The sequence below is a fragment of the Streptomyces sp. KM273126 genome, assembly GCF_004337435.2.
Classification (GTDB): Bacteria; Actinomycetota; Actinomycetes; order Streptomycetales; family Streptomycetaceae; genus Streptomyces; species Streptomyces acidicola.
Window position 1 is genome coordinate 693,590 of the sequence record NZ_SJXB02000001.1, and the last position, 20,327, is coordinate 713,916.

Consider the following 20,327-nt stretch of genomic DNA (forward strand, 5'->3'; position numbering starts at 1 on the left):
TTGTGCCGTGCGTGGTGCGCTGCCCGCGCGGGGGTAACGGGAGGGTGGCTCCGGTTATTCCCGGGGGGTGCCCGGACGGCCAGGTTTTCCTCGCCCCCGCCGCCCCTACCCGTCCCATCCCCGGGGGCTCCGCCCCTTCGACCCCGGCCAGGGGGCCGCGCCCCTGGAACTCCCAGCCCCGGCCTCACCCTTCGAGGCTTCGCCCCGGCGCCCCCGGCCCCTGCACCTCGGGGCTCAGCCCCAAGCCCCACCCCGGCCCCGGTTTCGGGGGCCGGCCCCCGGACCCCCGCTCCTCAAACGCCGGGGGGCTGGGTTTTGCCCGCCCGGGCTTGGAATTTCAGCCGAGGCCAGGCACCCCCAGCCCGTCCGGCGTTTGAGGACGAGGCCGTTCAGGCCGACCAGCGGGGGTCTGGGGGCGGCGGAGGCGAGGAACAGCCTGTCGGGCGCCCGGGGCTCACACCTGCACAATCGGTTCCTTCGTGAACAGCGTTCCCAGTCGTGGGGCGTTCACCCGGCGGTCGGTCAGGCGCAGGGCCTCCCAGACGGTGACCTGGTTGGCGGTGAGGACCGGCTTGGAGACGGCGGATTCGAGGGCCTGGAGGTGGGACGCCGTGTGGAGGGCGGTGTCCGGGAGGAGGACCAGCTCCGCCTCGGGGTGGTCGCCCGCGCGGGCCAGCGCCAGGACCTCGTCCACTCCCCACGTACCGACCTCCGCTGCCGTGATGATGCCGGAGGACCGGACCGACACCACCTCCGCACCGGCGTCCTTCAGGAAGGCCGCGAAGAGTTCCGCCACGTCCTCCGGGTACGTCGCCGCGACCGCCACCCGCCGGCCCCCGAGCTCCCGTACCGCGTGCGCGAAGGCGAAGGAGGTCGAGGACGCGGGCATGCCCGCCGTACGCGCCAGGGCCCGGACCTGCTCCTGGGCGCCCTCCCAGCCGTACACGAAGCTCCCGGACGTGCACGCCCAGACGACGGCCTCGGCGCCGGACAGACGCAGCTCCTGCACGCCGGCCGCCAGGCGCTCCGGCGAACCCATCTCCCGGAGCGCGTCCTCACGGTGCGCGTCCTCACCGATGTCCGTGTGAACCAGGGGAAGGCGGATGTCGCTGCCGAGGAGCTGTTCGATGCGCGGGTAGTCGTCCTCGGCGGAGTGGCCCGGGTAGAGGAAACCGAGTGCGGTCATGTCCAGCCTTCCTGCTGCTCTTCTTCGGGCAGTACGGGACTCCGGCGCGCCGACTCGTCCAGCAGCGCCTGATAGGGGCCCACGGCTCGTGTACCCAGATGGCGCAGCGCCGCCCACATCGTCACCTGGTTGGCCGAGATCACCGGCATGCGCAGCTCCGCTTCCAGTTGCGGAATGACGTCGTAGGTCGGGAGATTCGTACAGCTGATGAAGAGGGCGTCCGCCGGGGCTCGGACCGCCCTGCGGGCCATGTCGACCACGTCCCGGTACGGGACCTTCCAGATATGCCTGGTCAGGCCCATGAACGCACGGCCGGTGACCGTGATGCCCGCCTCGGACAGATACTCCTCCAGCGCCAGGGTCACCGAGACGGTGTAGGGCGTGACGAGTGCGAGCCGGCGTACGCCCAGCTCGTTCAGGGCGTCCAGAAGCGCACCCGACGTGGTGACCGAGGGCACGGCTCCCGCCCTCGTCATGGCCTCGCACATCGCCCGCTCGCCCGCGACACCGCCGACGAAACTGCCGGAGGTGCAGGCGTACGCGACGACCTCGGGCGCGATCGCGTTGAGCGTACGCACCGCGTCACCGAGTGTCTCGTGCTCGCTGACCAGCCGCGCCAGGTCGAGGCTGACCTCCACCGGCACGTACGGGGTCCGCGTGAGATGCAGCGAGATCTCGTCGGGCATCCACCGCCACAGCTCGCGGTCGAGCGCGAAATCGAAGGGTGCCACGACACCGACACCGCGCTGGGAGCGCGGACCACCGAGAAAAGAGACGTCCATGGCAGGCACCGCCTTCACGAAGAGGGACGAAGGGGCAACGGTCTGAGTCCGCAACCGTGTTGACGAAGGTAGATTCGGGTGCGAGCGTGGTCAATCCGCGCATCTCAGACGGTCCGATCCCCACTTCACCACCCGCGAGCCCTACCGGAAAACGCCAGGAAAACGCCCGAACCTCCTTCAGAGAAGCTGACGCGCGTTGCGAAACGATTTCCCCAAGATGTCCGAGAAAATCCTCCTTGTCCTGAATACCGATCCGCCGCCCCGCCTCGGGCGGCTCACCGGGCGGACCCGGATCCTGCACACGGACGCGTCCTCGCTGGCCGAGCACCTGCCGCACGCCGACGTCCTGCTCGTCTGGGACTTCACCTCGCGTGCCGTGCGCGACGCCTGGCCGGGCGAGGGCCCGAGACCGCGCTGGGTGCACACGGCGAGCGCGGGCGTGGACCACCTCATGTGCCCGGAGCTCGCCGCCTCGGACACCCTGGTGACCAACGCGCGCGGCGTCTTCGACCAGCCGATCGCCGAGTACGTCGCCGCGCTCGTTCTGACCTGGGCGAAGGACCTGCCGCAGACCGGGGAACTCCAGCGCGCCCACAAGTGGCGGCACCGGGAGACGCAGCGGGTGGCGGGGACACGAGCCGTCGTCGTCGGGTCGGGGCCCATCGGCCAGGCGATCGCCGGCACGCTCAGGGCCCTCGGCATCACCGCGGCCCTGGTCGGGCGCACCCCGCGCTCCGGCATCCACGGCCCGGACGACCTGGACCGGCTGCTGTCCCGCGCCGACTGGGTGATCGCGGCCGCCCCGCTGACGGAGACCACGTACGGCATGTTCGACGCCCGCCGGTTCGGGATCATGCAGCCCTCGGCACGGTTCATCAACGTCGGGCGTGGGCCGCTCGTGGTGGAGGACGCGCTGGTGGAGGCCCTGTCGCGGCAGTGGATCGCGGGTGCGGCGCTGGATGTCTTCGACCGCGAGCCCCTGCCGCCGGACGACCCGCTGTGGGACGTGCCGGGCCTGGTCGTCTCGCCCCACATGAGCGGGGACACGGTGGGCTGGCGGGACGAGCTGGGGGCGCAGTTCGTCGAGTTGTACGAGCTGTGGGAGGCGGGAAAGCCGCTGCCGAACGTGGTCGACAAGAAGCGTGGGTACGTACCTGGACACTGAGCTGCCGAGTTCTCTGGAGGGCGGGCGGATGACCGAACTCACCGAACTGACCGCGGTACAACTCCTCGACGGCTACCGCAAGGGCGATTTCAGCCCCGTGGAAGCGACCCGAACAACACTGGAACGGGCGAATCGCATCCAGCCGGCTGTGAACGCCTTCGTACGCCTGAACGAGGACGACGCGCTCACCCGCGCGCGGGAGTCCGAGGAGCGCTGGCGGCGCGGAGAGCCCGCCGGGCTGCTCGACGGGGTGCCGGTGACGGTGAAGGACATCCTGCTGCTGCGCGGCGGACCGACCCTCAAGGGCTCCAGGGCGATCTCCGAGAAGGGCAGGTGGGACGAGGACGCGCCGTCCGTGGCCCGGCTGCGCGAGCATGGCGCGGTGTTCCTCGGCAAGACGACGACTCCGGAGTTCGGCTGGAAGGGCGTCACGGACTCACCGCTGTCCGGGGTGACGCGGAACCCGTACGACGTGTCGCGCACGGCGGGCGGTTCGAGCGGGGGCGCGGCAGCCGCCGTGGCGCTCGGGGCCGGGCCGCTGGCGCTCGGCACGGACGGCGGCGGCAGCGTGCGCATTCCGGCCTCCTTCTGCGGAACGTTCGGGCTGAAGCCGACCTACGGGCGTGTGCCGCTCTATCCCGCTAGCGCCTTCGGCACCCTCGCGCACGTGGGTCCGCTGAGCCGGGACGCCGCCGACGCCGCGCTGCTGATGGATGTGATCAGCGGGCCGGACGCGCGGGACTGGTCCGCGCTCGGACCGGTGACCGGGTCGTTCACGGATGCCCTGCGGGGCGGGGTGCACGGGCTGCGGGTCGCGTACTCGCCCTCGCTCGGCGGGCAGGTGGCCGTACGGCCCGGGGTCGCGGCGGTGGTGCGGCGGGCCGTGGAGGGGCTGGCCGGGCTGGGGGCGTACGTCTCGGAGACGGACCCCGACCTGACGGAGCCCCTGGACGCGTTCCATGTGCTGTGGTTCAGCGGGGCGGCGCGGGTCACCCAGCACTTCGGGCCGCACCAGCGGGAGATGCTGGATCCGGGACTGCGGGAGATCTGTGCGCTCGGGGCACGGTTCAGTGCGCTGGACTATCTGGCCGCGGTGGATGTGCGGATGGAGTTGGGGCGGCGGATGGGAGGCTTCCACGAGTCGTACGACGTGCTGGTGACGCCGACGCTGCCGATCACGGCGTTCGAGGCGGGGGCCGAGGTTCCCAAGGGGTCGGGGCATCGGCGGTGGACGGGGTGGACCCCGTTCACGTACCCCTTCAACATGACGCAGCAGCCGGCGGCGAGTGTGCCCGTGGGGGTGGACGGGGACGGGCTGCCGGTGGGGTTGCAGGTGGTGGCGGCTCGGCATCGGGACGATGTTGTGTTGCGGGTGGCTCATGCGTTGTACGAGGCGGGGGTGGCGGGGGTGGCTGCGCCGGCGTAGTGCTGGGCGGGTGTTTCTCGCCCCCGCCGCCCCTACCCGTCCCATCCTCAGGGGCTCCGCCCCTTCGACCCCGGCCAAGGGGGCTGCGCCCCTGGACCCCCGGTTTCGGGGCTGCGCCCCGGACCAGTCCCTCAGGGCTGCGCCCCGGACCCCCTCTTCGGGGCTCCGCCCCGGACCCCGCTTCGGGGGCCGGGCCCCCGGACCCCGCTCCTCAGACGCCGGAGGGGCTGAATGTGCGGGCGGGCTCGACGAGGCCGTTCAGGCCGACCAGCGGGGGTCTGGGGCGGCAGCCCCCAGGGAAGGGACGGGAATGGGTAGGGGCGGCGGGGGCGATCTCGTGCCTCCGGGGACCGGGAGGCTACTCCAGGCGGCGGAACCGTAGGTTCTCCCCCAGCGCTCCCGCCCTCCACAGGTCGTTGCACGCTTCCGCCATGTCGTCCAGGCCCTCCACCACCTGCCCCCACACGATCCCGGGCACCCAGCCCACATCCCCGTTGAGGAGCAGGTTGTTGCGCTCGTAGAAGAGGGCCAGGTCCACGACCGTCGTGCCGGGGCGGACGTCGCGGTCGTAGCCGTAGGCCTGGGTGCCCAGTTCCGTGCCGGAGAAGGCGAAGTAGCACAGGTCTCCGGGGATCGGGGTCACCGTCGGGTTCTCCAGCGGGGGCTCCGATGCCGCAAATGCCGGGAAGAGGGCATAGATCTCGTTTCGGGCATATTTGGCGTGATAGACGTCGCCGGCCAGGGGAAGAGCGTCCCAGACCGCCGCGCAGGTGATCGGCGCGCGGTCGTCGAGGAGTTTTGCCGTGCAGTGGACCTGCCGTTTGACCAGCGAGACTTCGATGTAGCGGTCGGTCATGCCCTCCATGGCATGCGGTGGGCCCGCCGGCGTCAAGGGGGCCTCGCCCGCGGACGGGGCCGAAAGCGATCTGCATGAATCGCATCGTCTCGGGTAGCCGCGCGGCCATGGCTCCACCACTTCGGAAAGACGCAGACGAACACGACGAGACAGGGACAAGAAGGCCGAGCCGGAGGTCGCTGCTCGCCGGCGTCGCGGCCTTCGGCGCGCTGGGTGCCGCCGGATGCAGCCGGGTCCCCACCGCGGCGGCGGGCGTGGAAGGCGGTGACCTGCTCGACCGGCTCAAGGCGCAGGGAGTTGCCCGGCTCGGGATCGCCGGCGAGGTCCCCTTCGGCTACATCGACACGAACGGCGAGCTGACGGGTGAGGCGCCCGAGCTGGCCAAGGTGATTTTCAAGCGGCTCGGCGTCGAACGCGTCCAGCCCGTGCCCACCGAGTTCGGCTCACTCATACCCGGGCTCGGCTCACAGCAGTTCGACGTCGTCTCGGCCGGGATGTACATCAATCCCGAACGCTGCGAACAGGTGATCTTCTCCGATCCGGACTACCAGATGAAGGACGCCTTCATCGTGCGGAAGGGGAATCCCAAAGGGCTGCGCGACTACGCGGACATCGTCGAGAAGAAGGCGAAGTTCGCCACCGGGACGGGGTACGCCGAGATCGGGTACGCCGTCGAGGCGGGCTACAAGGAGAGCGACATCCTGATCGTGCCCGACCAGGTCGCAGGGCTGAACGCCGTGGAGGCCGGGCGGGCCGACGTGTTCGCGGGTACGGCGCTCACCGTCCGCGAAGTCGTGAAGAAGTCCGCGAAGGCCGAGGCCACCGAGCCGTTCGCGCCGCTCGTCGACGGGAAGCCGCATGTGGACGGCGGGGGGTTCGCGTTCCGGCCGACCGAGACGAAGCTGCGTGACGCCTTCAACGCGGAACTGCGCAAGCTGAAGGAGAGCGGTGAGCTGTTCCGCATCCTCGGGCCATTCGGCTTCACCAGGGACGAGATGACCGACATGACCGCGAAGGAGCTCTGTCGCGGATGACTTCGGGACTCTGGGAACTCGTACTGCAGGGCATCTGGGTCACCGTCCAGCTGCTCGTCCTCAGCGCGCTGCTGGCCACGGCCGTCTCCTTCGTGGTCGGTATCGCCCGCACCCACCGGTTGTGGATCGTCCGCTTCCTCGCGGGCCTCTACACCGAGGTGTTCCGCGGCACATCCGCGCTGATCATGATCTTCTGGGTGTTCTTCGTGCTGCCGCCCGCGTTCGGCTGGCAGCTGGTGCCGATGTGGGCGGGCACGCTGGCGCTCGGGCTGACGTACGGGGCGTACGGCGCGGAGATCGTGCGCGGTGCGCTCACCGCGGTGGACCCGGCGCAGCGTGAGGGCGGGATCGCGCTGAGCTTCACACCGTGGCAGCGGATGCGGCTGATCCTGCTGCCGCAGGCCGTGCCGGAGATGATCCCGCCGTTCTCGAACCTGCTGGTCGAGCTGCTCAAGGGCACCGCCCTGGTGTCGGTCATGGGCATGGGCGACCTGGCGTTCAGCGGCAACCTGGTGCGGCTGGCCCTCCAGGAGAGCGCGGAGATCTACACGTACATCCTGCTGATCTACTTCGTGATCGCGTTCCTGCTGACGCGGGTGATGCGCGGGCTGGAGCGGCAGTTGAAGGCGGGCGTCGGAAAGGCACCGCGGAAGACGGTGCCGGCTCAGGCACGCGTGTCCGACGGCGCGGGCGCGGTCAAGGTCGGAGGTGGTGCGTGATGCAGTGGGACTGGGGCGCTGTCGCCGACTTCATGCCGCACTTCTGGGACGGTCTGCTGGTCACCCTGCAGGCCCTGGCCCTGGGGTCGGTCATCTCCTTCGTACTCGGCCTGGTGTGGGCGCTGCTGATGCGCACGCCGAGCCGGTTCGTCCGCTGGCCGGTCGGGGCGGTCACCGAGTTCATCCGGAACACCCCGCTGCTGGTGCAGCTGTTCTTCCTCTTCTATGTGCTGCCCGAGTGGAACATCACGTTTTCCGCGCTGACCACCGGCGTCGTCGCGATCGGGCTGCACTACTCGACGTACACGATGCAGGTCTACCGGGCCGGCATCGATGCGGTGCCCGTCGGCCAGTGGGAGGCGGCCACGGCACTGAACCTGCCGCTGCGGCGCACATGGACGGCGGTGATCCTGCCCCAGGCGGTCCGCCGGGTGGTGCCCGCGCTCGGCAACTACGTGATCGCGATGCTGAAGGACACCCCGTTGCTGATGGCGATCACGGTGCTGGACATGCTGGGCGAGGCACGGCTGTTCTCGCAGCAGAACTTCCAGTTCACCGAGCCGCTCACGGTCATCGGTGTGGCCTTCATCCTCATTTCCTATCTGGCGTCCGTCCTTCTGCGAGGACTGGAGCGACGTCTTGTCCGCTGACACCGTTCCGGAGCGGTGAGAACAAGCGCCGCGGAACGTCAGCACGACGGGGAGCCCCTGGACCGGCACTCCAGTGGAGCAGGGGCTGCCCCGCAGGCCGGCAGCGCGTGCACACGTGAGCGCACGCGAGCGCACGACCAAGTCGGCCCACCCCACGCACGCTCCCCCAGCGACCCAAACCCCTTTCTTAGGAGCCCTGATGACAGACCCCGGTTCCCATACCAATCCGCCTGTGGACGGCAGCGAGCTGATCCGCTTCGACCACGTGACCAAGAGGTTCGGGAGCAACACGGTCCTCGACGGGCTCGACTTCTCCGTGGACGCGGGCAAGCACGTCACGCTGATCGGGCCGTCGGGCTCGGGCAAGACGACGATCCTGCGGCTGCTGATGACGCTGATGAAGCCCGACGAGGGCACGATCACCGTCGCCGGGGACCAGCTCTTCCCGGCGAGCGAGAAGCAGGTCCGCGAGGTGCGCAAGAAGATCGGGATGGTCTTCCAGCAGTTCAACCTCTTCCCGAACATGAACGTGCTGCGCAACATCACCGAGGCCCCGGTCACGGTCCTCGGCATGTCCAAGGACGAGGCCGAGCAGCGGGCCCGCGACCTGCTGGACCTGGTGGGCCTCGCGGACAAGTGCGACGCCTATCCGACGCAGCTGTCCGGCGGGCAGCAGCAGCGGGTGGCGATCGCCCGGGCACTGGCGATGCGGCCGCAGGTGCTGCTGCTCGACGAGGTGACCTCGGCGCTCGACCCCGAGCTGGTCGCGGGCGTACTCGACGTCCTCCGTGACATCGCCCGCACCACCGACATCACGATGCTGTGCGTGACCCATGAGATGAACTTCGCCCGGGACATCTCGGACCAGGTTCTCATGTTCGATTCCGGCCATGTGATCGAGTCCGGAGCGCCCGAGAAGATCTTCGGTGATCCCGAGCACGAACGAACGCGGGAGTTCCTCGGCGCGGTCCTCTGATTACGAGAAGTGAACGCTTCAATACCCCAGGTCATGCCGCCTGGGTCATGACTTTGGCATATGCCAGAGTGCTGGCACCGCTGTTGGGGGCCCCGGTGGTGCGTCAACTTTCTCGCGAACAACCCCTCCCCCTAAGCTTCTTGGGCCGTATCGTGGACAACGGCAAGCATCGCTTGGCTGTCCAAAAAGCGGCCCGAGAAGCGCAGGGGGAACCGTGGCGCTCAAGCACGAGCCGACCGCGCCGTACCACTCGGCACAGGACGCCCTGCGCGTCCTGGAGACCGTGGCACGCCGCTCCGCCGGCGTCACCGACGTCGAACTCGCACGCCAGACCGGCCTCGGCAGGGAGCGGCTGACCTCCCTCCTGCGGATGCTGCGGCGTGAGGGCTACATCGAGCAGATAACCGACGGCGCGTATGTGACCGGGGAGGCCCTGAGCCGCCTCGGCTCCGCCCGCGAGCGCGACCTGGCCCTGCGCGACAAGCTCCAGCACACCCTCGACCGGCTGCGCGACTCGCTGGGCGCCGCCGTCTACATCAGCCGGTACGTCGACGGCGAGATCAACGTCACGGGCTGCGCCGAGAGCGCGACGATCCCGGCCGTCCACGAGTGGGTGGACTTCCGCTCCTCCGGGCACGCCAGCGCGATCGGCAAGGCCCTGCTGGGGCAGCTCGACCTGAACGCCCGCCGGGACCACCTCTCCCGGCACAGGCCCGCCCGCCTCACCTCACGCACGATCACCAACGAGAGGGTCCTGCTGAGCAAGCTGGACGCGCAGACACCCACGGTGCCGGTGCTCGACCTCCAGGAGTACGCGGTGGGCACGGTCTGCGCGGCCGTCCCCATCACGGCGGGCTCCTCCGTCGGCTGCCTCGCGCTGTCCCTGCCGGTCGAGCACGCGCACCGGCTGAAGCAGGCGGCGGACACCCTGAACCGGGGCGCGGCACCCGTGCTGCTGTCCCTGGCGATCTAGAAACTTGGAGAGCCAGAAATCTGGAGATCCAGGTCACGTTTGGGCGGTCAGGAGCACCCCTCCGGACCGGGTAATATTTTTGGTGTCGCCAACCGCGAGAGTGGGAAACGACGGAGTCTGCGCCGCTAGCTCAGTTGGTTAGAGCAGCTGACTCTTAATCAGCGGGTCCGGGGTTCGAGTCCCTGGCGGCGCACGATGACGATGGCGAGGCATGTTCGCAGAAAGCGCGAACATGCCTCGCCATCGTCGTTTCTGCGCGGCTTCGCCGCGCGTTGTGGGGGCTTCGCCACCCACACCCCCTGAGCCGACAGTGGCCCTCGCCGCTACCCGGCCAGCAGTCCTTCCCTCCCCCGCACCCGGTACTCCGCCACCAGCCCTGCCACGTCCCGCGCGTCCAGCCGCCGGTACGCGGACTCCCCCGGCGGCCGCCACCACACCGGGTCCGGGCACCGGAAGCCCTCGCGCCGCAGCCGTACCCGGTGGATCTTGTTCGTGGCCGTGACCGGCATCCGCTCCACGACCCGGACGAACCGCGGCGCCATCTTGGTCCCGAGGTCGGGCTGGGCCAGCAGGAACGCACCGAAGGCGAGCGCGTCGAAGGTGCCGGCCAGGGTCGCCATCACCTGGTCGCCGGCCACCGGGTCGGGCACCGCGTACACGGCGACCGCGTCGGCGCCCTCGTACCGGGCGAGGATGTTCTCGATCATCGCGGCGGCCAGGTTCTCGCTGTCGACGCGGATGCGGTCGTCCGTGCGGCCGGCGAAGTACAGGAAGCCGTCCGTGTCCCGGTAGAAGAGGTCCCCCGTCCAGTACCAGCCTCCCCCACTCTCGGCTTCGCTCGAGCGGGGGGACCCCCATCTCTGCCGTGCCGCGTCCGCCTCGGGGTTCCTCCAGTAGCCCTCGAAGGGGTTGGGTCCGCGGTTCACCAGCTCGCCTATCGCGTCGTCCCCGTTGAGCAGCCGGCCGTCGGCGGCGAACTCGGCACGCGGGCACTCCGCCCGCGTCACCGGGTCCACCACCGCCAGGTCGTCCCGGGGAGCCGCCCGCCCGATCGCACCCGCCGGAGTGCCGGGCGTCCGCTGGATGGCGGCCCCGCCCTCGGAGGAGCCGTAGCCCTCCACGAGCCGCGCCCCGAAGCGTTCCTCGAAGGCCGCCGCGTCCACCGCGCCCGCCTCCGTCCCGAAGCCGAGCCGCAGCGGGTGGTCCCGGTCGTCGGGGCGCGCCTCGGTGGCCAGGATGTACTGCACGGCACGTCCGACATAGGTGAAGTACGTCGCCCCGTACGCCCGTACGTCGTCCAGGAACCGCGACGCCGAGAACCGCCGCCGCAGCGCGACCCCGGCGCCGGCCGTGAGCGCGGGCGCCCAGTCGGCGATCACCGCGTTGCCGTGGAACATCGGCATGCAGACGTAGTGCACGTCCTCCGGCCGCACCCCGAACTGGCCGACCAGCGACCGCCCTGCCGCCGCGAGCCGCCCCTGGGAGCAGATCGCGGCCTTGGGCGCACCGGTCGAGCCGGAGGTGAAGTAGAGGAGGAGGCGGTCGTCGGGCGCGGCCCGGGCGGGGTCCGGCTCGGCGTCGGCGTACGGCGCGAGGAGGTCCTCGTACGCCTCCGTGTCGGTCACCAGCAGTCGTAGGCCCGGCAGGTCGAGGCCGTCGAGCAGCGGGAGGTGGGTCCGTTCGGTGACGAGGACCCGGCAGTCGGTGTGCAGGATGTCGCGGGCCAGCTCCGGGCCCCGGCGGGTGGGGTTGATCCCGGCGACGGCGGCGCCGGACAGGGCGGCCGCGGCGATCCACAGCGGGTACTCGGGGGTGTTGTCGAGCAGCACGCCCACGTGCGGCTCGGCTCCCGGCGGCAGCAGATCACCCAGCAGTGCCGCCCGCGCCGCGGCCGCGGCGGCCACCTCGTGCTGGCTCAGCACCCGGTCCTCGAACCACAGTCCCGGCCGGTGGTCACCCCAGCGGGCGGCGACGAGCTCCGCGACGGTACGCCTCGTGGACTCCATGAGGGCGCACGGTAGCTGACGTCACGTCAGATAGGGAGAGGATGCGGCAGCCTGGGGACGGAGGCGAAGCCAGCCGCGTGCGCCGGAGCCGGAACCGGCAGCCCCGGCGCACGCGACCCTATCCACGCCGGATCAGAACGTGACGTCCGAGCAGGCGTAGAACGCGTTGCCCGTGTCCGCGATGGTCCACACGGCGAGGATGACGTGGTGGCCGCTCAGGCCGGACGGCAGCCTCCCGGTGTGGGAGAGCGTGGACGGCGGGCGCTGGCCGTTGTACGGGACCGTGAAGAACGGGGTGAGGTTGAGGTCCGAACGGGACAGTGCCCCGTTCTGGTTCCACCCCGGCTTGGTGACGTAGTACTTGAAGTCGGTCGTGGCGTGCATGGCGGTGAACTGCCAGCGGAACGTGTAGTCCTGGCCGCCCGTCACCTTGGTCGTGGGCCAGGCGCCGCCCCCTGGCTTGGTGGCCGAGTTGAGCTGGCCGAACCGGCCGACCCCGCCGGAGCAGAGCTGACCGTCGGCCGGCCCGGAGGCCGGGAAGCCCTTCGGCCCCTCGACGCTCTGCGGCTCGTACTGGATGTCGCCGCAGCCCGTGACCGTGCCGTTCTGACAGAGCTTCTGCCGGCTGATGGGGAGATCGGTGTAGCCGTGCCCGGAGGCGCCGCCGCTGGAGAGCACGAGGGCTCCCGTCGCGGCGAGGCCGACCGCGGCCGCGTACCACTTGGTCTTCTGACGCATGCTGTGCTCCTGGAGAACGTGGGGAGTTCCGTGAGCCGTGCGTGCGCATCGCGATGCGGTGGGGAGTACCCGTACGCGTGTGAGGACACATTCGGGTTTCGGATCTTTCGGGCCCTTCAGGCCTTTCAGATCCTTCAGGTCTAGACCAAGCCTCAGATTAGAGGCGGCGACTGAACATGTCCATACCAATCCGAAGGGAATCGAGGGGTCGGGGAATCAGGGAGTCGCGGGAGTCGCGGGAATCAGGTGGACACCTCACCCCGGCCTGTACAGAACGCCACGGTGAGGTCTTTCACCAGCGCCTTGCGCTCGTAGTCGTCCAGTTCGACCAGGCCGCGCATGGTCAGCCGGGTCACGGTGTCCTCGACCGAGTCGACGACCGAGGAGAGCACCGTGTCGCGGTGCTGGGCGTCGAGCGCGGCGATCCGGCGGCGCTGCATGACGGCGGCCACCTCGGGTGCGTACTCGATCCGGGTCGGCTGGGCGGAGAACACCTCCAGGCCCACCGGCGCCGCGTCCGCCGCCACGAGCCGGGTCAGTGACTCGCTCACCGCCTCGGTGTTGCGCAGGGTCGCGTCCTTGACGAGGGCGGCGGGCGGCACGTCGGCCGGGAGCCGCGAGAGCACCCGGGCCAGCGCGGCCTCCACACACTCGCGCAGGTACTGCTCGTGGTCCTCGATCCCGAGCGTCGCCCGCGCGGTGTCCTTGACCCGCCAGGCGACGAGCACGACGACGCGGAGCGCCACCCCGTTCGCGTCGACGGCCGGCATCGGCTCGCTGCGCCAGTGCCGCAGCCGTACGTCGACCCGTCGGCGCAGCACCAGTGGGTTGACCCACATGAGCCCCGTGCGCCGCACGGTCCCGCGGTACCGCCCGAACAGCCCGAGCACCCAGGCCCGTCCGGTCCGGCCTCGCGCCAGCCCGCCGAACCCGAACAGCCCGAGCGTGCCGGCCCCGGCGTACGCGGCCCACAGCGCCGGACCGAGCCCGGCCCCCGGGGACTCGGGCAGCCCCGACGCCGCCAGCACTGCCTTCGGCAGCACCCCGGCCCACCACGAGGTGAGCACACATCCGGCCACCCCACACGTCCCGGCCAGCACCCCGGCCACTCCGGGCAGCACCCGTGCGGGCCGCTCGACCAGATCCGGGTCGACTTCGGGCGCGGGCCGTGGCCGCACCGTGCCCGGCAGGCCCTGCCGCACCCGCGGCTGCTCCCCGGTCCCCCGGCGCCGCCCCACGACGGTGGGCGCCAGCGGCACGGCCACCGAGTCGATGTCGTCCCGGAACAGCAGGTGTACGGGGATCTCGGTGGTCGCCTCGTTCTGAATGAGCCGGGCCGGTCGAGCGACCCTCTCCGGCTCCGGTGTCTGCGAAATGGTCGTACTCATATGCGCCTCCATGCCTCCGCGCAGGAAGAACCGCAGGAAGAACCCCGGGACGAGACCCAGGAAGAACCGCGGGACGAGCCCCAGGAAGAACCCCGGGACGAACCGCCGGCGTACGGCGGACGAACCGCGGAAGGACCGTCAGGAGTTCAGGCGCCGCCAGGTCTCCGGCCCCGGATACCCGTCCGCCGCCCCGCCGCGCCACCCCTGGGCCCGCTGGAACGCCTCCACGTTGCGCCGGTCCGCCTCGGTCCAGCGCGGCCCCGGACCCACGGCGTAGTACTTGCCGAATCCTTTCTTCACCAACTGCTGCCCCAGTTCGGTGACGTACGGGTTGTCCGCCCCGGGCCGGAACAACCCGCGCCCCGGATAGCCGGGCACCCCGTACGAGGTGCTCCGGCCCGACGCCCCGGGGCTCCCGGTCGCCCCCGCGCGCTCGGCCGCCGGAACGTCCTGCCCCAGCCCTTCGACCAGGTACTCCCACGTCGTCGGCCCCGGCAGCCCGTCCGCGGCCGGTCCGCTCCACCCCTGGGCCTCCTGGAACGCCCGCGTTGCCCTGCGATCCGCCTCAGTCCAGACCGGGCCCGGACCGGTGGTGTAGAAGCGCGACGCGCCCCGTTCCGCGAGCATGCGCCCCAATCGGGTGACGTACGCGTTGTTCGCGCCCGGCCCGAAGTACACCGCTCCGGGGTACTCGTCGGCCGCCCCGGACTCCTCCGACACCGCCCCCGCGCTCCCCGCCACCAGCCCCTTGTAGCGGTACGGCACATAGCGGCTCGAATTCTTCCAGTAGGCGTACGGGGTGACCTGCCTCCGGGCGTGCGGACGGGTCGACTCGTACGCGACGTAATAGGCGCGCGTGGAGTCCGTCCAGCCCCCGAAAATGACCACGTGCGAGCCGTTCTGCGGGTCGGCCGGATTGTGAAACAGAAGCATGTCACCGGGCTGCAGTTCGTCCTTCGAAATCCGCACGCCGTACTTGTCGAGGGTGCCCGTCCATTCGTTCTTCCCCAGGTTCCAGGCCATCGAGACAAAACCCGAACAGTCCTGCCGGTAACCGTCCGACCAGTACGACGTCATGCTGTACGGGACCTGCGCCGCGACCCATGTCCTGGCCCGGTTGATGATCTCCGTCCGGGTGATCGAGGTAAGCCTGGTGGCGTCCGAGGGAGGGCCGGCGGGCGTCGCCTGCCCCGCCGGGCCGTGCAGCGGAGCCTCGCGCCCCTGGGGTGTGTCGGGCCCGTCATCTGCGGGAACACCCGGCACGGCGGGCCCGTGGACGGCCGCGACCGCCGGCACGGCGTGCCCCACGCCGAGTGCCGTGCCCGCCGCGGCGGCCGTGGCCGCCAGAACGACGCCACGGCGGGCCGCCGGATGGCCGACGTTCCCCTGCGCCCGGGAATGCGGCACGACCCGCCGCCAGTGCACACATCCGGGGCATTCGCAGTCACTCGCGGGATCGAATTCCTCGAATACCGGGGTTCCCATGCCATTCCCTTCCACCCGTCGGCTGGAAATTTCTGCGCTTCCGCACGGCCGTCAGTTTCTCAACGGTCATCCGGTGTCGCATGTTGACGGTCCAAATGACGTACGCACGCCATCGAATGAGGGACACTCAGACGTCCACGGACGCGGAAGGCCGCCGAAGCGGCCCGTCCTGCGACCTGCCGCGCGGGGGCCGCAGGACAGGAGCACCCTTCCGGATCCGGTAGAGTTTCCCGGGTCAGCAGGCGCCGCTAGCTCAGTTGGTTAGAGCAGCTGACTCTTAATCAGCGGGTCCGGGGTTCGAGTCCCTGGCGGCGCACCGACCAGAGAGGCCTCTCGCGCGGCGAGAGGCCTCTCTGCATATGCCGACGTCACCATGCGAGCGCACCCACCCCCGAAAGTGCGCGTTCCCGCACCCCAATGTGCCCGTATGACCGGTAAACAGCGCGTTTCGCATCTTGCGATCATGCTGAACGCCGTAGAACCCTGGGCCGTAAGAGACTGCGGATACACGGCAGTTGGGGGGCTTGGGCCGGGTTCGGCCCTGGCGGGGAATGGGGGTCCCCGTTAGTGAACGGATGCCGAGGGGGGCATCATGCAACCGGAAGGCCCTCGTCCCGTGTCTATAAGGTGTAGATCACGTGGGGATGCAGGCCTGCCACTGACACGTCCGGGGACGGTCGAGGGGGACCCGAGCCGGGCGGAACGACCGACGAACACACACGCGCGCGTGTGTGCGGGGGGATGACTCATGACGTCGACGCCGAAGGGCGCCCGGCAGAATTTCGACCCGTCTGAGACCACCCAGCTCAGGGTGCCGTCGACTCGGACGGGCAGCTTCCGCAGGATCAAGAAGACGCTGCCCAGATACGACTACGAGCACTACAGCCGGCTCGCGGGCCCCCTCACTCAACCCGATCCGAACAAGCCGTACAAGGTGCAGTACCGCACGCTGCTCTCGCAGGAGCCGCACCGCATCCGCGCCGCCCTGATGCTGGGCGCTGCCCCGATACTCTCCCTGGTGCTGCTCTTCTGGCTGCTGCAGCCGGAGCACTGGACCGAACGGGACTACCCGGCCTACGACTTCCTGCCGGCGCTCGACATCGTGATGCTGGTCTCGATCGGTCTGATCGAGTTCTTCCGCTGCATGAACGTGCTGTCGAACGCGCACGCCACCCTCGTCGCCCGCGACCCGGTCCCGGTGGTGCCCGAGGTCGGCACCCGAGTCGCCTTCCTCACCTCCTTCGTGCCCGGCAAGGAGCCGCTGGAGATGGTGACGAAGACGCTCCAGGCGGCGGTGAAGATCCGTCACCGCGGCCTCATGCACGTCTGGCTGCTGGACGAGGGCGACGACCCCGAGGTGAAGGAGGTCTGCGAGCGCCTCGGCGTGCACCACTTCTCCCGCAAGGGCGTCGCGAAGTGGAACCAGCCCAAGGGCCCGCACCGCGCCAAGACCAAGCACGGCAACTACAACGCCTGGCTGGACGCGCACGGCGACGACTACGACTACTTCGCCTCGGTCGACACCGACCACGTGCCGCTGCCCAACTACCTGGAGCGGATGCTCGGTTTCTTCCGCGACCCGGACGTGGGCTTCGTCATCGGCCCGCAGGTGTACGGCAACTACGACAACCCCATCACCAAGTCCGCGGAGTCGCAGCAGTTCCTCTTCCACGCGCTGATCCAGCGCGCGGGCAACGCGTACGGCTCGCCCATGTTCGTGGGCACCTCGAACGCCGTGCGCATCAAGGCGCTGAAGCAGATCGGCGGTCTGTACGACTCGATCACCGAGGACATGGCGACGGGCTTCGAGATCCACCGTCACAAGAACCCGGCGACGGGCCGGAAGTGGCGCTCGGTCTACACCCCGGACGTGCTCGCGGTCGGAGAGGGACCGGCGGCCTGGACGGACTTCTTCACCCAGCAGATGCGCTGGTCGCGCGGGACGTACGAGACGATCCTCAAGCAGTACTGGAAGGGCTGGTACTCGCTGCCGCCGAGCAAGCTCTTCAACTACACGATGATGATCATCTTCTACCCGATGTCGGCCCTGAACTGGATTCTGGCGGCGCTGAGTTGTGCGCTGTTCCTGGGTCTGGGCGCCTCGGGTGTGAACATCGACCCGACGATCTGGCTGATGCTCTACGGCAACGCCTCCGCCCTCCAGATCGGTCTCTACGTCTGGAACCGCCGCCACAACGTCTCACCGCACGAGCCGGAGGGCTCCGGCGGTGTGGCCGGCATGGTCATGTCCGCGCTGTCGGCACCGCTCTACGCGAAGGCGCTGATCGATTCGGTGCTGCGCCGCAAGAGCAAGTTCGTGGTCACCCCCAAGGGGGATTCGGCCAGTCCGGACACCTGGTTCGGGACTTTCCGGTACCACTGGTACTTCATTCTGGTCTTCGCCGCTTCGATCAGTGCCGGCTTCTACTTCGGCCACTCCCACCCCGCGATGATCATCTGGGCGACGTTCGCGCTGCTGATCACCGCCTCGCCGATGTTCGCCTGGCGCTGGCAGATGCGGCAGGACCGGAAGAAGCCGACGGGTGCGGCACCGGCGGCCGGCGAACCGCAAGGCGCCGTGACGCCCACACAGCCGTTGCCTGCCCAGCAGGCCCCGGGGACCGGGGGCCCGCACACGGGGGGCCACGCCCCGCAGCACAAACCGAGCTGGGCGGCCGCGAACGGAGGCAACGAGCAGACCATGCAGATCGCCCTTGGGGGACGTAAGAAATGACAGACCGTGCAGGCCGCCGTCGCGCTCGTCGTCTGGCGATAGGCGCGGCGGTGGTCCTGGCGCTGGCCGGGATGAACGGGCCGTGGCTGTACCGCTTCGGGACAGAGCAGTACCACGAGTACAAGATCAACAGACCCGAGTACAAGGCCGAGAACGGCAAGTGGGAGATCGTCGAGTTCCCCAAGGAGTACCGGCAGAACACGATCCACGCGGCGCTGCTGCGCACGGGGAAGGTGCTGCTGGTCGCGGGTTCGGGCAACGACCAGGACAACTTCGACGCGAAGAAGTTCGACACCAGGCTCTGGGACCCGGTCAAGGGCACCATCAAGAAGATCCCGACGCCCGCCGACCTGTTCTGCACGGGCCACACCCAGCTGGAGAACGGCAACCTGCTGATCGCGGGCGGCACCAAGCGGTACGAGAAGCTCAAGGGCGACGTCTCCAAGGCCGGCGGCCTGATGATCGTCCACAACGAGAACCCGGACAAGCCGATCACCCTGCCCGCGGGCACCAAGTTCACGGGCAAGGAGAACGGCAAGACGTTCATCTCCAAGGACCCGGTGCTCGTACCGCGTGCGAAGAAGGTGTTCGACCCGGCGACCGGCGCGTTCCTGCGCAACGACCCGGGGCTCGGCCGTATCTACGTCGAGGCCGCCAGGAGCGGCAAGAAGTACGAGACCGGCACCGAGGACAACTACCGGATCCAGGGCCTCACGGGCGCCGAGGCGCGCAACACGTACGGCATCGCGCAGAAACTCGCCCTCGACAAGAAGGACTTCCAGGGCATCAGGGACGCCTTCGAGTTCGACCCGGTCGCCGAGAAGTACATCAAGGTCGACCCGATGAACGAGGCGCGCTGGTACCCCACGCTGACCACACTCTCGGACGGCAAGATCCTCTCCCTCTCCGGGCTGGACGAGATCGGCCAGCTGGTGCCGGGCAAGAACGAGGTCTACGACCCGTCGACCAAGGCGTGGACGTACACGAAGAAGATCCGGCAGTTCCCGACCTACCCGGCGATCTCCCTGATGCAGAACGGCAAGCTGTTCTACTCGGGCGCGAACGCCGGGTACGGCCCCGACGACGTGGGCCGCGACCCGGGCATCTGGGACCTGGACACCAACAAGTTCACCAAGGTCCCGGGCATGAGCGACGTCAAGCTGCTGGAGACCGCCGGCACGGTGCTGTTGCCGCCCGCGCAGGACGAGAAGTACATGGTGATCGGCGGCGGCGGGGTCGGCGAGTCGGAGAAGTCCAGCAAGAAGACCCGCGTCATCGACCTGCTGAAGGACGACCCGAAGTTCGTGGACGGCCCGTCGCTGGAGAAGGGCACGCGCTACCCGCAGGCCTCGATCCTGCCCGACGACACGGTCCTCGTCTCCGGTGGCTCGGAGGACTACCGAGGCCGCGGCGCCTCCAACATCCTCCAGTCGCGGCTGTACGACGCGAAGAACGGCGAGATGCGGCGGGTGGCCGACCCGCTGGTGGGCCGCAACTATCACTCGGGGTCCATCCTGCTCCCCGACGGCCGGGTGATGTTCTTCGGCTCGGACTCGCTCTACGAGGACAAGGCCAATACCAAGCCGGGCGAGTTCGAGCAGCGCATCGAGATCTACACGCCGCCGTACCTGTACCGGGACGCTCAGCCGTCCCTCTCCGGGGGCCCGAAGACGGTTCAGCGGGGTGACTCGGCGACCTTCTCCACGCAGCACGCCTCGTCCATCAAGACGGCCCGCCTGATCCGCCCGAGCGCCTCCACCCATGTCACCGACGTCGACCAGAAGTCCATCGCCCTGGACATCAAGACGTCCGGCAACAACGTCACGGTGACCGTCCCGAAGAACCGCAACCTGGTCCAGTCCGGCTGGTACATGCTGTTCGTAACAGACGACCAGGGAACCCCGAGCAAGGCCCAGTGGGTGAGGGTTCCGTAGGGCTGACTCACGTTGCAGGCCCCCGCGCGAGATGCGCGGGGGCCTGATTTTTTGGGGGTGAGGTAGGAGTTGGCGCGCCTACAGGGATGCGGCGAGCCGGGTGTGTTTTCAGGGCTCGGGAAGCAGGGCGTGTCTTCAGGGGCGCGGGGAACTGCGCAGGTCTTCAGGGGCGCGGGGAACTGCGCAGGTCTTCAGGGGCGCGGGGAACTGCGCAGGTCTTTGGGGGCGCGGGGAACTGCGCGGCTTTTAGGGGCGCGGGGAACTGCGCGACCAGC

16 protein-coding genes and 2 tRNA genes are annotated in these 20,327 nt (G+C 69.6%); 11 read left to right on the top strand and 7 right to left on the bottom strand.

The genetic code is table 11. The features are described from left to right. Positions 1 to 454: 454 nt before the first annotated feature. Both E0500_RS02930 and E0500_RS02935 read right to left on the bottom strand, forming a co-directional pair. Positions 455 to 1,186, bottom strand: a complete 732-nt coding sequence (locus E0500_RS02930; protein WP_131572176.1) for an aspartate/glutamate racemase family protein — start codon at positions 1,184 to 1,186, stop codon at positions 455 to 457. Beyond that, positions 1,183 to 1,968 (bottom strand): aspartate/glutamate racemase family protein, encoded by a 786-nt coding sequence (locus tag E0500_RS02935; protein ID WP_131572175.1) that lies wholly within the window; start codon positions 1,966 to 1,968, stop codon positions 1,183 to 1,185. The genes E0500_RS02930 and E0500_RS02935 overlap by 4 nt, the downstream gene beginning before the upstream one ends. Positions 1,969 to 2,185: 217 nt before the next feature. On the opposite strand from E0500_RS02935, the gene E0500_RS02940 reads away from it, so the two are divergent. Then, on the top strand, positions 2,186 to 3,133 hold the full coding sequence (locus tag E0500_RS02940; protein ID WP_131572174.1) for a D-2-hydroxyacid dehydrogenase: 948 nt from the start codon (positions 2,186 to 2,188) through the stop codon (positions 3,131 to 3,133). Between the two features lie 28 nt (positions 3,134 to 3,161). Continuing rightward, the gene (locus E0500_RS02945; protein ID WP_181586848.1) at positions 3,162 to 4,559 is read left to right on the top strand and encodes an amidase; all 1,398 of its coding nucleotides are present in this window, start codon (positions 3,162 to 3,164) and stop codon (positions 4,557 to 4,559) included. Between the two features lie 358 nt (positions 4,560 to 4,917). Here E0500_RS02945 and E0500_RS02950 read toward each other — a convergent pair whose 3' ends face one another. Continuing rightward, entirely contained in the window at positions 4,918 to 5,415 is a 498-nt protein-coding gene (locus E0500_RS02950; protein ID WP_165935163.1) for a DUF3830 family protein, read from the bottom strand. 107 nt (positions 5,416 to 5,522) lie between these two features. On the opposite strand from E0500_RS02950, the gene ehuB reads away from it, so the two are divergent. The 6 genes from ehuB to E0500_RS02980 all read left to right on the top strand — a co-directional run bounded on the left by ehuB (position 5,523) and on the right by E0500_RS02980 (position 9,960). Beyond that, the gene (gene ehuB / locus E0500_RS02955; protein ID WP_131569279.1) at positions 5,523 to 6,449 is read left to right on the top strand and encodes an ectoine/hydroxyectoine ABC transporter substrate-binding protein EhuB; all 927 of its coding nucleotides are present in this window, start codon (positions 5,523 to 5,525) and stop codon (positions 6,447 to 6,449) included. Further along, positions 6,446 to 7,168, top strand: coding sequence for an ectoine/hydroxyectoine ABC transporter permease subunit EhuC (gene ehuC, locus E0500_RS02960; RefSeq protein ID WP_131569277.1), 723 nt, complete (start codon positions 6,446 to 6,448; stop codon positions 7,166 to 7,168). The genes ehuB and ehuC overlap by 4 nt, the downstream gene beginning before the upstream one ends. Beyond that, positions 7,168 to 7,818, top strand: coding sequence for an ectoine/hydroxyectoine ABC transporter permease subunit EhuD (gene ehuD / locus E0500_RS02965; protein ID WP_131569275.1), 651 nt, complete (start codon positions 7,168 to 7,170; stop codon positions 7,816 to 7,818). The genes ehuC and ehuD overlap by 1 nt, the downstream gene beginning before the upstream one ends. 199 nt (positions 7,819 to 8,017) lie before the next feature. Further along, positions 8,018 to 8,794: an ectoine/hydroxyectoine ABC transporter ATP-binding protein EhuA gene (ehuA, locus tag E0500_RS02970; protein WP_131569273.1), complete on the top strand. Its 777-nt coding sequence runs from the start codon at positions 8,018 to 8,020 to the stop codon at positions 8,792 to 8,794. A gap of 214 nt (positions 8,795 to 9,008) precedes the next feature. Continuing rightward, a complete protein-coding gene (locus E0500_RS02975) occupies positions 9,009 to 9,767 on the top strand; it encodes an IclR family transcriptional regulator C-terminal domain-containing protein (RefSeq protein WP_131569272.1) in 759 nt (252 codons plus the stop codon). Between the two features lie 119 nt (positions 9,768 to 9,886). Then, a tRNA-Lys gene (locus E0500_RS02980) sits at positions 9,887 to 9,960 on the top strand. 130 nt (positions 9,961 to 10,090) lie between these two features. Here E0500_RS02980 and E0500_RS02985 read toward each other — a convergent pair. From E0500_RS02985 to E0500_RS03000, 4 genes are all read right to left on the bottom strand, one after another. Then, a complete protein-coding gene (locus E0500_RS02985; RefSeq protein ID WP_131569270.1) occupies positions 10,091 to 11,773 on the bottom strand; it encodes a long-chain-fatty-acid--CoA ligase in 1,683 nt (560 codons plus the stop codon). A 132-nt stretch (positions 11,774 to 11,905) separates the two neighbouring features. Further along, positions 11,906 to 12,511 (bottom strand): lytic polysaccharide monooxygenase, encoded by a 606-nt coding sequence (locus E0500_RS02990; RefSeq protein ID WP_131569268.1) that lies wholly within the window; start codon positions 12,509 to 12,511, stop codon positions 11,906 to 11,908. A 242-nt stretch (positions 12,512 to 12,753) separates the two neighbouring features. Further along, on the bottom strand, positions 12,754 to 13,899 hold the full coding sequence (locus tag E0500_RS02995) for an SPFH domain-containing protein (protein ID WP_131569266.1): 1,146 nt from the start codon (positions 13,897 to 13,899) through the stop codon (positions 12,754 to 12,756). Between the two features lie 138 nt (positions 13,900 to 14,037). Then, entirely contained in the window at positions 14,038 to 15,384 is a 1,347-nt protein-coding gene (locus E0500_RS03000) for a peptidoglycan-binding protein (protein WP_131569264.1), read from the bottom strand. A gap of 242 nt (positions 15,385 to 15,626) precedes the next feature. Here E0500_RS03000 and E0500_RS03005 point away from each other — a divergent pair. The 3 genes from E0500_RS03005 (at position 15,627) to E0500_RS03015 (ending at position 20,052) form a co-directional block, all read left to right on the top strand. After that, a tRNA-Lys gene (locus E0500_RS03005) sits at positions 15,627 to 15,700 on the top strand. Positions 15,701 to 16,132: 432 nt separating this feature from the next. Further along, entirely contained in the window at positions 16,133 to 18,118 is a 1,986-nt protein-coding gene (locus tag E0500_RS03010) for a glycosyltransferase family 2 protein (protein WP_131569262.1), read from the top strand. Then, a complete protein-coding gene (locus E0500_RS03015) occupies positions 18,115 to 20,052 on the top strand; it encodes a kelch motif-containing protein (RefSeq protein ID WP_131569260.1) in 1,938 nt (645 codons plus the stop codon). Before E0500_RS03010 ends, E0500_RS03015 begins: the two co-directional genes overlap by 4 nt. Positions 20,053 to 20,327: the final 275 nt, after the last annotated feature.